This is a genomic window from Robinsoniella sp. KNHs210 (assembly GCF_000686105.1).
Classification (GTDB): domain Bacteria; phylum Bacillota; class Clostridia; order Lachnospirales; family Lachnospiraceae; genus Robinsoniella; species Robinsoniella peoriensis.
The window spans coordinates 344439-359939 of the sequence record NZ_JMLZ01000001.1; the positions used below are offsets into that span (position 1 = coordinate 344439).

General features: G+C 41.8%; 9 protein-coding genes. All 9 read right to left on the bottom strand.

What is annotated here, in order from left to right; genetic code table 11:
• Nucleotides 1-57 precede the first annotated feature (57 nt).
• The 9 genes from CD03_RS0101500 to CD03_RS35615 all read right to left on the bottom strand — a co-directional run bounded on the left by CD03_RS0101500 (nucleotide 58) and on the right by CD03_RS35615 (nucleotide 15477).
• Entirely contained in the window at nucleotides 58-1599 is a 1542-nt protein-coding gene (locus CD03_RS0101500; RefSeq protein WP_027292115.1) for a response regulator, read from the bottom strand.
• Nucleotides 1592-3289 (bottom strand): sensor histidine kinase, encoded by a 1698-nt coding sequence (locus tag CD03_RS0101505; RefSeq protein ID WP_141728650.1) that lies wholly within the window; start codon nucleotides 3287-3289, stop codon nucleotides 1592-1594. The genes CD03_RS0101500 and CD03_RS0101505 overlap by 8 nt, the downstream gene beginning before the upstream one ends.
• A 166-nt stretch (nucleotides 3290-3455) precedes the next feature.
• Entirely contained in the window at nucleotides 3456-4982 is a 1527-nt protein-coding gene (locus CD03_RS0101510) for a response regulator transcription factor (protein WP_027292117.1), read from the bottom strand.
• Entirely contained in the window at nucleotides 4979-6808 is a 1830-nt protein-coding gene (locus CD03_RS0101515) for a sensor histidine kinase (RefSeq protein WP_081820072.1), read from the bottom strand. Before CD03_RS0101515 ends, CD03_RS0101510 begins: the two co-directional genes overlap by 4 nt.
• Before the next feature lie 107 nt (nucleotides 6809-6915).
• Nucleotides 6916-8181 (bottom strand): Gfo/Idh/MocA family protein, encoded by a 1266-nt coding sequence (locus tag CD03_RS0101520; RefSeq protein WP_027292119.1) that lies wholly within the window; start codon nucleotides 8179-8181, stop codon nucleotides 6916-6918.
• A 14-nt stretch (nucleotides 8182-8195) separates the two neighbouring features.
• Nucleotides 8196-9026 carry a carbohydrate ABC transporter permease gene (locus CD03_RS0101525; protein WP_027292120.1) on the bottom strand — a complete coding sequence of 277 codons (831 nt, stop codon included), beginning with the start codon at nucleotides 9024-9026 and terminating at the stop codon, nucleotides 8196-8198.
• A gap of 10 nt (nucleotides 9027-9036) precedes the next feature.
• Nucleotides 9037-9909 (bottom strand): carbohydrate ABC transporter permease, encoded by an 873-nt coding sequence (locus CD03_RS0101530; RefSeq protein WP_027292121.1) that lies wholly within the window; start codon nucleotides 9907-9909, stop codon nucleotides 9037-9039.
• A 79-nt stretch (nucleotides 9910-9988) separates the two neighbouring features.
• A complete protein-coding gene (locus tag CD03_RS0101535) occupies nucleotides 9989-11434 on the bottom strand; it encodes an ABC transporter substrate-binding protein (protein ID WP_027292122.1) in 1446 nt (481 codons plus the stop codon).
• Between the two features lie 224 nt (nucleotides 11435-11658).
• Nucleotides 11659-15477, bottom strand: a complete 3819-nt coding sequence (locus CD03_RS35615) for a LamG-like jellyroll fold domain-containing protein (RefSeq protein WP_052377611.1) — start codon at nucleotides 15475-15477, stop codon at nucleotides 11659-11661.
• Nucleotides 15478-15501 lie beyond the last annotated feature (24 nt).

The window sequence follows — 15501 nt, forward strand, 5'->3', positions numbered from 1 at the left end:
CCATACGCTGCCTGTTTCAATATTTCCACACTTTCTCTTTTCTTTATCAGCACATTCTTACAATTCACTTCTATACTCAGATGGTGTTTTTCCGGTTCTATTTTTGAAGATACGGCTGAAATAATGAGAATCCACATATCCCACCAATTCTGCAATCTGTTTTAAATCCATATCTTTTTGAGTCTTCATAAGCTCTATTGCCTTATTCATCCTCACACCTATGATATATTTGACCGGAGACTCGCCTTTATGCTTTTTAAATACACGTGTAAGATATGTTCCATTAAAATGAAAGATCCTGGACAAATCCTCAACCGTAATGTCTTCAGCATAATGTTTATCTATATATGATTCCACCCACTGCACCAGTGTATCACTCTTTTCCTCTTCAAATTCAAAACTGATATATCCCTCCAGCATATCCCAGATCTGCTCTTTCATTTCCTCCATTTTATGTACCGGAAACAACTTTTCCTGGAGCTGGTATTCCAGATGAACCGTATCCGGAACGGATCTGAATTGCCCTCTTTCAATTAAAAAGCGCAGAATTTGCAGAATGTTTTTTTCCACCTGGCGCTGACTTACTCCGGCTTTGTCCATGTCAGCAATATATTCCATTATATCTTTTTCGATTGCTGCAATACTTCCCTTTTTCAGGGAAATAAGAAGTTTTTCCTGTACCGCACTTGCAGATAATTCATTTACATTGACTGCATCCGGAATACTCACCGGCACAGCATATCTTCCAATTACAAGATTTTTTTCCATCCAGGTACGCAATTTGTGGGAAACAGATTGAATTTCCTGATATTCTACTACCGCTTCATTCATACAAATGTACACCGGTATTTCCTGTATTCTTTTCCGGATCTCCCTCAGCAGAACATCACCTTCTCTTCGCACACGTACATCATCTAACTGCTTCCCATATCCTGCTACGAAAAACTTCTGGTTAATATGCTTTTCATCGATAATCCAGAATGGAACATCTTCTTCCGTTAGATTTGGAAGAATTTCCTCCCAGTTTATTTTTTTCCACAACTGCCGAATATATTCCATATGATTCAAAGAAATCATATTCCATGGAAGATTACCAATATTGATTAGAAACAGAGCAAAGTATCGGTCTTCATGATCAAAAGGCAGCGATTTCTCATAATTAACCCCACTGATCGTTGATGATAATATCTCTCGTGCGCTGGACCTGCGCTTCGCGGTCAGGGATTTTTTGATTCGTACAAGTACTTCCTCCAACTGTTCTGACTCCAACGGTTTCAACAAATATTCCTCTACACCCTGATGGATTGCCTGCTGTGCGTAAGAAAAATCGTTGAAACCACTCAACAGAACAATTTTGATGTTTTTATTTTCTTTGCGGACTTCCTCTATCAACTGGATCCCTGTCATCATCGGCATCTTAATATCCGTTACCAGCACATCCGGTTTCATGGTCTGCACTAATCTCAAAGCATCCACACCATTAGCCGCAGTTCCCACCACGCAAAATCCCATATCCATACCTTCGATTTCCCTGACCACATCCCTCAAAATAATAGTTTCATCTTCCGCTACTACCACAGAATATTGTTTATCACTCATTTATTTTTCCTCCAATTGTAACCTTTAATCCACCGTAATCAGATCCCTGCAATGTGAAAATTGCCTTATCTCCGTACGCCAGCTTTAATCTGGCAAAAATATTCAAAAGTCCCATTCCATCAATCTGCGCCTCGGGAATATTTTTCTCGGGGAGGAAATCCGCCAGTTTCTGTTCCAACTCCATTATCTGCAATTCGTCCATTCCAGGGCCATTATCCTCTACTTCGATTTTCCAGGTATTTTCCGTGATGCTTCCCTGTATGTCAATGATCCCCTGGGAATAATTTTCTGATGCATACTTAATACTGTTTTCTACCAAGGGCTGGAGCACAAGTCTTGGAACTGCCACCGTATCCATTTCCTCCGGTATTTCAATTTCCCAGTAAAGTCTGTCTTCATAGCGGACTTTCATCAGATTTAAGTATTGAATCGTGTAATCTTTTTCATCTTTTATAGTAACCATGTTCATATCTGAATTCGACACATAGCGAAGCATTTTGGATAAATCTGTACTTATTTCTACAATCTGTTTGCTGCCTGCTTCTTTTCCCATTATCTTAATGATAGATAGTATATTATATAAGAAATGGGGATTCATCTGCGCCTGCATAGCAAGCAGTTTTGCCTGAACCTCATGAGCACGTATAGATACTATTGTATTCAGAGATTCCTGCAGTTTCTTGCACATCTTTACAAATACCTGATTCAGCTCCGATAATTCTAAAATATCTGTTTCAATCTCCGCCGGTTCATATGCGGCGATTTCTTCCAACTGCAGCTCCCTCATAAGTCCATTAAATTCCATTAGGGGACTGGACAGCTGTTTCGCCATCATATGAGTAATGAATCCCGTAATACCTATAACCACAATCCCAATAAGTAAAATTATATTCCTCAGATTTCGAACCGGTGCAAGAAATATATCCTTTTCACGAATAGCCAGAATTGTCCAATTATACTTTTTTGCATAAGCACTCACCAATACTTCATCCTTCTTCGTAAGCGGATTATTTAAAGTGTGAGATATCTTATCTGCCGTACTTTTCTTCATCTGCTCTATATAATAATTACCTGCACTCTCTGACTCACTTTCATGGTAAATCAACTCGTCCCGTTCATTATACACCACAACCTGACCACCACTATCCCCCATATCATCAAGCGCAGATACATATCTTCCAATAATCCTCTCAAGCTCCTGAAATGCAATCTGGGTCTCCATAATCGCCGTAGGAGTCATTACATTTTCTTCACATATGGCCCGGCACATGGAGATTACCTTAGTTTTCTGACTGCCCCAAACCGTCTCATATGGTCTGGTTAGAAATAATTTACCATTTAGTTCTAGTATTTCTTCCCTGTAAGGAATTGCCTCCACTTCTTCAGGTGACAATTTTCTGATAGATGGGTTATAACCCACGCCGGCAAAATTACCATTAAAATTCAAAAAGTTTAGCTGATAATTCCGGTAGTCATCCGGACCGCACACCAGATTGCTATAATCATTAAACTGACGCTGCAGCTCCACACTCTGTGCAGTAAACTTCTCTTCATCAGTAAAAATCAGATTTTTTATAATTTTTGAAAATAGTATTCTCTTTTGCAGGTTATTTGCCTTCTCCAGATCCTGTTCAACTTCGGTTGCTATGGCATTTGCAGTCTGATACAAGGATTCCTCTGCTTTTTTCATAAGTGTATTCTTATTAAAATAATATATCGTGAACAAAAATGTTAAAATCGTTACAGCACTGAGTATTAGGTATGAAAAAAAAAGTTTCTTTTGTATTGATTTTTTTCCGGGTTTTTTCCGCACAGATTTTTCCTCCTATTTCCTCCTGCCTAAGATGAATGATAATTCATAAACACCGGTATTCACTGGGCGTTATCCCTGTCTGCGCTTTAAAAACCCTGCTGAAATACCGGCAATCGTTATATCCGCACAATTCACACACCTCTTCCAGAACCATCTCCGGGTGCTCTCGTAGCATCTGTTTTGACAGAGTGATTTTCTTTTCCGTGATATACTTATTCATGGATACACCGGACATTTTTTTAAACAAACGGGACAGATAAGTGTAATTATATCCAAACACATCGGCTACCTGCTCCAGACCTTCCAGGGTCAGGAAATTACTGTCCACATATTCCAGTACCCTCGTCTCTACCTTCTTTTCATAGAGCTCCTCTACATATCTTCCTATTTTTTGAAAGCATCCCATAAGACTTTCGATCAGTTCATCTTCCGTTGCTGAGAGACCGATGCACCGCTGCTGCCTTATCTGTATATCTTCCTGAAATGCTGCCTCGCAGTCCTGACCGGATAGTTCCAGCAGCTTCAGAACGTATAAGCTTACCTTTTCTATGTTCTCCTGGGTCGATCTGTTTTGAATCATATATTTTAAAACTATCTGAATCTCGTCGGTAAAGTTCTTCAAATCGGTATGCAGAAAATAATTTTTGATATAGCTGCTTAATTTCATTTTAACGATATCCAGAATTCCCTGGTCATCCTCTTTTTCTTTTTCTACAAATAGAATCTGTGACTGCCCAATCACTAATTTTTGCTGCATTAAATGGCGTAACCGCTTGGTCAGGTTCCATACATCTTCATATTGCACAAGCTGTTCTGACAGGCAGATATGTATTGCAAGCCCTGTTCTTAGTTCTAATAAAGACATTAATCGTTTTGCCAGATTCTCTGTTTCTCCGTCCTCTTCTTCTCTGATCTGGATTCCGATTATCTTCTGATTAACAACCTGTTCGTCTGCCAGATACCAGTTCTGTCCGTCTCTGCAAAGCTCTTCCGCTAATTTTCTCCAGGGAATTTCCTGTATAATCCTGCTGTAGTACTCTGTGAGTACAACATCCTCAATATCGTAAAACAGATTTCCGATACATACGGAAAAAATTGCATACCGGACTCTGGCTGTCTGCTGAAACATATAGGCATCCGAATAGAGAACCTGCCGCTCCTGTTTCGTTTTCGAATAAGCCAGACTCTTCTTTATATCAAACAGCACATCTAATAGTTTTTCATCCTCAAGAGGTTTAAGAATATAATTAAAAATACCATATTTGATAGCCTTCTGGGCATAGGAAAAATCTGAGTATCCCGAGATAATGACCACGATCATGCCCGGATAAGTATTTTTAACAATTCTGGATAATTCCAGCCCGTCCATCACCGGCATAGAGATATCCGTAAATACTACCTGGGGCTGGTGTTCTTCAATTAGTGCCAGCGCCCGCTTCCCATTTTCCGCCAGGGCTGCCACGGTAATGGATGGGTCCAGATATTCTATTTTGTGCTTTATATAAGTCCCTATCTTAAGTTCATCCTCTACAACAATCGCTTTGATACTTCCCTTTTCATCTGCCTTCATAAAACCTTCCCTCCAATTACAATTCCTTCCTGATTTATCTCGTAGACTACTTCTTCCCGATAGAAAAGCTGAAGCCTTACATATACATTTACTAGTCCCATACCGTCTATCTTAGTGGAAAGGCTGTTAACTCCATCCATGCTTTCTTCACACTTTTTGAGGATTTCTTCCACCTTGCTGTCTGAAAAACCGGCGCCATTATCAGAGACCTTTATGCTCCAGCATCTTCCATCCTGCAATTCTCCTGCGATTTTAATATGAGGCTTGCTGCGGTTGCAGTATTTAAATGAATTTTCTACCAGGGGCTGGATGATCAGTTTGGGAACCCGGATATTCATCATCTCCAGCGGAATATCGCTATCAACCTGTGCATTTGGAAAACGTTCCTTCATAATATCCACATATCTGTTCACATGCTTCATCTCTTCAAACAGGCGTACACCTTCACTCTCTTCTGCCGATATATAGCGAAACATCTGTGTCAGATTCAAACACATTCTTGCAATATCCTGATTCTTCGTTTCCTCTGCCATAGATCCCATGGTGGTAAGAGTATTTACCAGAAAATGCGGCTGCATCTGCGCCTGCAATGCAAGAAGCTTTGAGTGTATTTCAAAATCCTTTAACGTTATAATGTGATGCATGGATTCTTCTAATTTTTCATTCAATTCTCCTATCGAGTTGGAAAGATAATCCAGTTCCAGAATATCCGTATCCACCCGCTGATACCGGATTCCCTGCGCCAGATCCACCTTTCTCAGCTCGTGGCAGACTTCATGAATCGGTTTGGAAATCTCTCTGGAGACACGATAGCTTACCGCAATCATAAGTGCCGTAATAATCAGAAAAAATATAATAGTAATCCCCAAAAATGTTAGTAATTTATTATAATAACTAAGTATTGATATGGTGTAGAGTACATAAATGTCAGAATTGAAAATCTTATAGACATAGGTGTAATAGCCATTTTTTCGAAAGCTTCCTGGCTTCCAGTCATTTTCTTCCAGAAATTTTTTGCTGTCTAATTCCGTCTCAGAAAATATCGTGTCCCCTGCGTCATTGAGAATATGGATCTGCAGCCCCGCTTCATTTTTGCTGGATGAAAGCCTGCGCATATCTTCTGTAAATTCATCTGCATCCATCTGTACTTCTAAAATCGCAGATCCATTATAAAAAAAGCTGCTGCCTCCAAAACTTCTGGACAATGTTATTTTTGAATTGTCTTTATCAGTAACGGATCTGTTTCCCATAGCCTCCAAAAGATATTCATTTTTTTCCAGATATTTTATGACCGCACTTCCATCCTTTACAAGATTCTGATATGTATCAGGTGCCTTTTTTGGGAGACGTTCAATAAAGTATTCATTCCCCATCCAGATATAGTAATTCTGATCCGTAATAATTCCAACATGGTATTTTTTTTGGATCATTTTATAAGCTTCCAGATAAAGATTGGAGAATAAATCTACCGTGTTGCGGCCTTCTTCATAGTATTCCGGCAGCCTGCCCAGAGCTGTCTCACGAAACATACTGGATTTTATAAGCTCCATGGAAAAATCATTCATATCCTGAAAATAATTTTCTATATTCTGATTGATACTCAGAGTAAGCTGCTTCTGAGTTTCCGTAATATTAGAATTAATTACATTTCCGGCATACAAAACCGTACTGCACAGTATCACAAAAATACATATTATAATCCAGAAAATATACGTTCGGAATAATTTTTTTACTATCGGTTCTTTTTCCATTCTGATACGATTCAAGGCCTGTGCAAAATACTTTGCATAGACCTTCCTCCTATTCTTTTCTGATATTGCAATCATATATTTATGACCGTTTCTATTATTCTATCATTTAGTTACGATTACTACAAGCATCACTCTTATTAATTTTGGGGGTGATATGTAAATATATAACTTTAAAATGCACTCTATATTCTTTCAGCTATTTTCTTCCGGTATTCGTCCATTTCTATAGTTTTTCCGGTTACTCTGGACTCTTCTGCTGCAAGAGCCACCAAATGACTTTCCACTGATACTTCCGCCCCTGACAAGGAATAAGCCCCATCTGTCTGCACCGTTTTCAGAAATCCCTCCATAAACTTATCATCGCTTCCGCTGTGTCCGGAGTTACCGGTCTTGACGGTAGTCTTAACAGAATTTCCGGTGAGAAAGTCCAGTACCTCAATGGTATTCTCTTCCATATCTCCAAGAATCTGTCCACGGGTTCCCATAATGTTCATTACACGGCTTCCTTTTCCTGTAAATGCACACATGGTAAAACTGGCTGTCACTCCATCTTCATATTCCAGATTGACCACCTGATGATCAACTACATCATTGTCACAGTCATATACACATCTTCCATAAGGACCTTCCTTAAGTGCAAGGCTGACTGCTTCATTGGTACCTTCCAGTGCTACTACCTTCCGTATGGTTTCCGAATACCATTCCTCCTGCTCCAGATATATTTTCACTGCATCGTATGGACATTGGCTTCTTGCTTTGCATCCTCCCATACAATACCTGGCCGCTCCTTTTGGGGCATTTTCCTTTTTGAAGTGGGTCAGTGCTCCGAAAGAAGAAACTTTCCGGCATTTTTTGCCGGTGAGCCATGCGAGAATGTCCATATCATGACAGGATTTCTGCAGTATCATAGGGCTGCTGCTTTTGGAATTTCTCCAATTCCCCCGGACAAAGCTGTGTGCCTGGTGCCAGTAACCTACACATTCCAGATGCTGGATATTGATAATATCTCCGATTACCTGGCTGTCTATAATATTTTTCAATGCACTGTAAAAAGGAGAATAGCGCAGAACATGACAGACAGTCAGAGTTTTTTTATACTGTTTTGCATACTCGCCCATTGCCACACATTCTTCCGGATTGGGGGACATAGGCTTTTCACACATCACATGGTATCCCTGGCGCAGCGATTCTCTGACTGGTTCCAGATGAAACCGGTCCTGGGTGCACACCATGGCACAATCTGCTATTTTCCCAAGTGCCAGCAGATCCCTCCAGTCTGTGAATGCCCTGTCCGGGCTGATCCCATGTGTCTGAATGCACTCTGTCCGCCTTTCTTCCAGTGGTTCCGCAACTGCCACCACTTTGAATTCTTCCGGATGCTTCTTAGCATATTCCCCGTAAACGAAAGCGCCTCTTTGTCCTGCTCCAATCAAAATTGCTGTTATCATTGTTACACTTCCTCCTAACCCTTCACTGCTCCGGCCACCATGCCTGAGATAATAAATTTTTGACCAACCAGATAAACCACCATGACTGGTAATATTGCAAACAATATGGTCACACTTACCAAATTCCAATTGGCTGTATACGTTCCATAGAAATTATATACCTGCTGGACAATGACTGCTTTGTCCGGATCCGGTAATACATAGAGCGGAACGGTAAAGTCGTTCCAGGTGTTCAGAAAGTTAATCATGAACACGGTTACAGCTGCCGGTTTCAGCAGTGGAAAAATGACCTGAAAGAACACCCGAAAAGCCCCTGCACCATCTATGACCGCTGCTTCATCCAATTCTTTTGGTATCCCGGATACAAATCCATAAAACAGGAAAATACTCATTGGTAGAATCAAAGCTATGAATAATATAATAACACCTGCTAAACTATTATATAAGTGCAATACCCGCAGCACCTTCACAATTGTTACCATGCTGACGGGAAACATTAATCCCATGGCAAAATATACATAAAGAATTTTATTCCATTTGGTTCTGCTCCTGCTTAATACAAAAGCACACAGAGAAGAAAATAAAACAGATACGGTTACGGAGGTGATACTGATAATAAAACTATTACAATAGGACCGCGGAATGTTTCCGGTCACCCACACTTCTTTGAAGTTTTCCCAATGAAGCTTTGCAGGAAGCGTTAATTCCATATTAATTGATTCTGGTTTTGTTTTAAATGCGTTAAAGATTACAATCAGGAATGGAACGATGACAATCAGTGCCAGTACCCAGAAGAATATTTCCTTTGCGATCAATAACATATTTGCTTTCTTCTTAGTATTCATTTGTTCCCTCCTAATCATCACTGCCGTCCTTAATCCTCAGGACCGCAATTCCAAAAATTGCTGTTATAATAAATACAATAACCCCATATGCTGCCGACATTCCATATAATCCTTTTCCAAACTCTTTGAATACCAATGTATTGATAAGTTCTGTGGATCCCGCAGGTCCACCGCCTGTCAGTACAAAGATAATATCAAAGGCTTTTAATCCCTGAGATAAGTTCAGCAACAGATTAATGATAAAAGATGGCATAATCCTTGGAATGGTGATATAAAGCATCTTCTGTAATCCATTGGCACCATCTACGGCAGCCGCTTCATAGTAACTTTTATCAATCAGCTGAAGTCCTGCAAGGTAAATTACCATGTTAAATCCGACCTGTCTCCAGATTTCTACAAACATCGTGGTACCAAGCGCCGTCTCCTTTGTAGTAAGCCAGGCCCTGCTTAAGTTGTCCAGCCCGATGGCACTCAGTAATTGATTGGCAAATCCTGCTTTCATAAATATAGATCCGAAAATCAAACCAATAATTAAGGGTGACAACATTGCCGGCAGAAAGAATACTGCTCTTAATACATTTTTTGTCTTCATTCCTTCATTAAATGCAAGTGCTAAAGCAAATCCAATTACATTTTTAAATATGGTCGTCACTGCCGCAAACAGTACAGTCCTGCCGATTACTGACAGCAGTTCCGGATTCTGGAAAATTTTCTGGAAATTTTTAAAACCGATGAATCTTGCAGTTTCTCCACTGATTTTTAATGCATTCCAATCCGTTAGTGAAAAGTAAAAATTCAGTACCACTGGAACCATGAAGAGCAGGGTGTAAACCACAACTGCAGGAACCGTGAAATAACTCTTATAAATTTTTTTATTATACACTGTTGATTCCTCTCTTTTTGTTTTCCTGATTTTTTAAGAATGGAGTGAAATTTTTCAATTTCACTCCATCATTATGTCCCTACTGAGCAGCTTCGCTGGCTGCCACTTCAAACATCTCCGCACGATAATTGTCACAGTTTTCAATAAACTGGTCTACCGTACATGTGCCTTCCGCAAACCCCTGTATGTACTGGTAAACATTGCTGTCAAAATATAATACATCTTTGATGAACATAACTTCCGGTGTCTTTTTGCTGCGTTCCAGCATATCTGTGGTAGCAGTTGTTGTGCTTACACTGTCAACATTTTTGAATGCAGCAGTTACCAGGTCTGTACGTGCTGCATAATACGCTTCCAGGTTTTCTTTTTCAGCCAGGAAATTCAGGAGCATTTTGCACTCTTCAATATTGTCACTGTTTTTATTGATAAATTTGGATACACCGCCGCCATTGGATACACCGGTCTGGTTATCCAGTAATGGAACCGGGAACATTCCCCATTCGTCTGTGCTGCCGTTTGCCGCAAGTTCTGCCGCATAAGCGGAATAAGTAAACATCATTGCTGTTTCACGGTTCTGTAGAGATGGATAACTTCCGAAGAAATCCTCTGACTGTCCATCATTGGTATAGTATTTAGGCTCCCCGCCGTCTTTTGCGGAAATTAACTGTTCAATCTGCTCCAGACCTTTTTTGAAGCATGCTATGTCTGCAAATTTATTGTCAGCGCTTTCGTTCAGGTAAGCCGGAAAATCTGGTTTTTCTTCATACATTGCCGGTGTCAGACCATATACCCAGCTCTGTGCATGCCATACACCATTGATACTTTCATAGAGCGGCATCACTCCCTTTTCCTTAATCTGATCACAAAGAGCCATAAAGCCATCCCATGTAGTAGGAACTTCCCATTTATTTTCTTCGAACAGGGTCTTGTTATATAAAATACCTTCATAATCTACGCCCCATGTACTAAATCCAATCACTTTATCCGAATAACTGTTAGCGGTTTTTGCCCAGTCTTCCATGTCTGCTGTCCAGGATTCTCCGGAAAGATCTACCGCTACATCCTGTATTCCCGCTGATACCATACTGGAACCTGCCGCATACATAAACATGTCCACTGCATTACTTCCTCCTGACAGTGAAGTGCCAAGCAGGGTATCATAACCGTTGTCCGGAGTCACAAGAACCTTTACTTCGATTCCTGTTTTATCCTGGAATTTTTTATACAGTTCTCTGTCAATATCCTTTACCCAGTTCTGGGATGCCATCAGGGTAATGGATTTTCCGGTGCTTTCAGCTGTCCCTTCGCTGCCTGCTTCACTGCCTGCATCCGCAGCCGCGGTATCTGATTCTGTATTTCCAGCCGTGCTTCCTTCGGTTTTTTCCGTGGATGCCTCTGCTGTTTCTTTTCCTGTTTCTCCTTTTGTTGCTACAGTTTCTCCGGAACCCCCGCATCCTGCCAGTAGGCCGACGCTCATACAGCTTGCTGCTAACAGTGCTGTTATTTTTCTTGTTCTTGCTTTCATAATTATATTTCCTCCTTCACCTTTTCGTGTTGTTTTGTTATGTCTTTATTCTATCAGCCAACCCGTGTTTAAGGAATACACAGACTTGACATGTATGGGTGGATTTTTTTTACATAGGCTCAGCGAGAAACCGTTTTTCTGCCCACCGCTGTATTCACAACATACAACGCAGAACAAGCTAGTACAGCATTGCGCAATGCTGTACTAGCTTGTTCTGCTGGATTTTATTTAATTTCTACGCTGCTCTTCTGTCCTCTGTTCTTAAATATTTTCTTATACTCTTTCACTTTTGAATTCGGAACATTAATCTTTGCCTTTGAAGAAATTCCCTTCAGTGACTTGCTGTATGCATTCTTCAGTACCTTTGATTTAACGGTAATAGATGTCAGTCTGCTGTCTCCATAGAATGCCTGTTGTCCAATCGCAGTCACATTTGCACCGATGGTAATCTGCTCCAGCTTCTTGTAACCCTTAAAGGATTTCTGCCCTATCTTGGTTACCTTGCATTTCACTCCTTTTAACGTTACCGTTGATGGAACAGTTACTTTCTTTACATTTCTGTTGGAAGCCCCGGCTGCTAATACAGTTGCTTTACCCGGTGTTGGGTTGGTCACTTTATACCGGAGTCCTTTATAAGTAAGTATCTGGCCTTTTTTCAGTGCAGGTGCTGCCGGTTTGGGAGGCTCTTCCGGTTTCACCGGTTTCAGTTCCAGTCCGGTTGCTGCTGCCATCAGCCCGGATGCCGCCTGATTAATCTGTTCCTGGGTTGCTTGTGCATTGTTTAATACAGCTCCCGCCCGGGCAACGGCATCTTTCAGTGCATTGGCACTGGCCTGGGTGTATTTCCCTGTGTCCAGTCCCGCATAGGCACTATAGAGCACTTTTAGAGTCGCTTTATCCGTTGTGATCTCTGGTGTTTCCGGCTCTATTGTTAATTCTGCTGCTGCTTTTGCCAGTGCTGCTGCCGCTTCATCCACTGCTGTCTGGTCTGCATCTGGGTTATTCAGTACTTCCTCTGCATGATGAAGTGCTGCAAGGAAAGCCTCTGCACTTTCTGTAGTATACTTTCCGGTATCCAGTCCGGCATATCCCTGGTAAAGTACATTCAGAATAGAGAAGTCTGTCTTAACTTCTGGTTCCGCAGGTTCTTCCGGTAAAACTTTCAATGCTGCGGCCGCAGCCAGAAGATCCGCTATGGAACTGTCCACTTCCTCCTGAGCTGCATTTTCTTTTTCAATGATCAGCTGTAATGCTTCCAGTGTGTCCGCAAATGCTGCCGCGCTTTCTTCTGTGTATCCAGACAGATCAAGTTTCCCATAAGCGCTGTACAATGCTTTTGCCAGTGATTTATCTGTTATCGGTTCCGGCTCTGTTTCTATCCTCTCCAGTCCCGCCATCGCTACCAGCAGCCGGGACTTTGCATCTGCGGCTTCTGACTTAGTGGGATTTTCTTTTTGAAGGACAGCGTATGCAATACCCATTGCTTCATTTAGGGCAGCTGCACTGTCTTCTGTATAGATATCCATATTCATCTGTAATACTGCGTCATATAATGACTGCAGCTGTATCAGGTCTGCCGGGATTTCATCCCCGCCTCTGATTGCATCCTTCACTGCCACAAGCTGCTGGTATTGATCAGGATCCAGATGTCCAAATATATTTACTTTGGTATCAAATCCCATGGCATAATCATTTCCCATTCCATTCTTGATTGCATTTATCATGAATTCTTCGGTACGTGAAGTGCCGCTGCAGCCCCAGCCTGCCGACCAGTTATCCCGGTTTCCAATCGGACCAAACATGAAATTCTGACAGTCTGTGCTGTCTTTTGCCCAGCGTCCTTTTACCGGAAACGTATCCAACCCCTGTGACTCTCCTGCCGTGTAATCCTGGTAAGGATTACTCTTGTTAAATGCCCAGCCAACATCCAGTCCCTGGTTAAAGGTAACAATGCTGTATGGATTGCCTGCTTTTGCAGCATTTGCCAAAGTAGAAAGATTGTACTCCAGGCTCATGTCCATCTGACTCTGAAGAATTCCCCATGGATAGCAGCCATCGAACCACCAGCCGGATATCTTCTCCCCATAATGAAGGGACCACCATTCAACCATTTCAGAAAGCACTTTCCTGGATCTCTGATTTGGAATACCATCTGTTCCCGGAGTATAGTCAAATACTTTTTTCGTTACCAGGTAATCAGAAAAATATCCATAGCCGTTTGGTGTACCTGTTTCATCCCAGCTGGCACTGTGAGGAGGATTAGAAGGCAGATACAGAATTAAATTAATATCATACTTCTCCAATGCATCCGCAATACGCATCGGAAGGTCATTCTCCATAGAAACTGTTTTTGGATTAGCCTCACCTTCGCCAAGCAGGCCTGCTTCACGCATATACTGATCGTATACCAGGTTTGGAGCACAGTAGCTGCCCGAGTTCTGCCCTACGGTAAGAATCACGAATTTCGCTCCGGTGTCGTGAATCTCTTTTGCATATGCCTCGGCATCAAACTGCCCTACAAACTCATCCCATGTCATGCTGTTCCTATCCCATTTTTCTTCCGGGCTGGAATAAACATGAGGAAGGTTAAAGTAATTGGATAAAAAGTGATGGGACACGCCATAACCCGATTCATACATCCAGTCTGTGAGAGGATTGCCTTTTGTTGCCTGAACCGGTGCTTCGGCTGGCTCACTCATCCTGGGCTCTCCCACATTGCCATAGCAGTCTGCAGGCGTAACCTCACATTTCAGATATTTTCCTACATACTGATCCAGAAGGATCACAGTACGTGTACGGATTCCTTCTATGGGTACATATTCACCGTCAATTGTATCGGATGCATACCACTGATATTTTGTATCTCCTTCCGAATCACCGTCCGGATCATTAAATTCATAATTCACCTCAAGCATTCCTTTTACATGGGGTTCATTTCCCAGTTTTGTGGAAAGGTTGATTACACCACCTGTTACTGCCTCTGGAACCTGATTATCCCCCGCCGGAGCTACGGTCAGTTGTTCGGTCAACATATCATCCTGGTAAGTAATACTTATGGAAAATATCTTATCTCCCTGTGTATGATTTTCTAATTCATCAAAAGTAAGTGTTACCTGCTGGGTATCATGGTCATAATCACAACTTTTCAGACTGTTCGGCAGATACTTGTCCCCTTCTTTAAATTCCACGGTGAAATCTGAAATATCCGGTGCCGACTGGGGTTCTTTATCCAGCTTTAACACCAGTCTTCCATTGCTGACTTCTTCCACAATAAAACCATTTCGGCATGCTTCATAAATTTCTGTTATCTCTTCCTGATCCAACGCAGTATCATACAGACGGAGATCATCCATTAATCCGCGATATGCGTGCTGTGTATACGGTGTTCCGGATTTATCGCAGTCTCTTCCCACATACATATTTTTACTGTTTTCGGCAAATGCCTCTTCCGACAGGCCCCCCTGTGACTGTGCCAAAGCACCATTAATATAAATGTTTACTTCCGGTCCTGAGCGAATCACTGCTATATGATTCCATCTTCCCGCAGGTGCATCCCCAGGACTGGTGATAGCCTGATAATCTGTATTGCCGCTTCCCTTCTTAAAAGACACCTCATGGATAACCGTACCGTTTTTTAACATTACTCCCAGCTGGTCATCTATAACACTGCTGTAACTGCGGGATACAAAAGCCTGCCCGTCTGCAGCCCCCGGGTCCTGTTTGATCCATCCCATCAGCGTGTAATCCTTTTCCGGCTGAAAACTGGTTCCTAAATCGATATAGGTATCCCCATCCAGACGCAGTGCATTTTCCCCTTCCTTCCCCTTTTCCAGCTTCGGATTTCCGGTAACCGCAACTGCCTCTCCATTAGCAAGGTTTGTCAGGCTGCTTCCATTCAGTACTTCCATATCAAACTGAATTAATGGTGTCTTCGGCACGGGATCTGCCTCTTTCGCATTGGCATATTCCACCGGCAGTGCCGAAAATGTCATTGCAGCTGCAAGGGTAAGTGCCATTATCTTTTTCGTATCTTTTTGTTTCATGATGTGCCTCCTTTTTCTCTCTGC

Bases quoted from the DNA above. Each gene is read 5' to 3' on its own strand.
- CD03_RS0101500 (WP_027292115.1), bottom strand. From the start codon at position 1,599: ATGAGTGATAAACAATATTCTGTGGTAGTAGCGGAAGATGAAACTATT.
- CD03_RS0101505 (WP_141728650.1), bottom strand. From the start codon at position 3,289: ATGAAAAAAGCAGAGGAATCCTTGTATCAGACTGCAAATGCCATAGCA.
- CD03_RS0101510 (WP_027292117.1), bottom strand. From the start codon at position 4,982: ATGAAGGCAGATGAAAAGGGAAGTATCAAAGCGATTGTTGTAGAGGAT.
- CD03_RS0101515 (WP_081820072.1), bottom strand. From the start codon at position 6,808: ATGATTGCAATATCAGAAAAGAATAGGAGGAAGGTCTATGCAAAGTAT.
- CD03_RS0101520 (WP_027292119.1), bottom strand. From the start codon at position 8,181: ATGATAACAGCAATTTTGATTGGAGCAGGACAAAGAGGCGCTTTCGTT.
- CD03_RS0101525 (WP_027292120.1), bottom strand. From the start codon at position 9,026: ATGAATACTAAGAAGAAAGCAAATATGTTATTGATCGCAAAGGAAATA.
- CD03_RS0101535 (WP_027292122.1), bottom strand. From the start codon at position 11,434: ATGAAAGCAAGAACAAGAAAAATAACAGCACTGTTAGCAGCAAGCTGT.
- CD03_RS35615 (WP_052377611.1), bottom strand. From the start codon at position 15,477: ATGAAACAAAAAGATACGAAAAAGATAATGGCACTTACCCTTGCAGCT.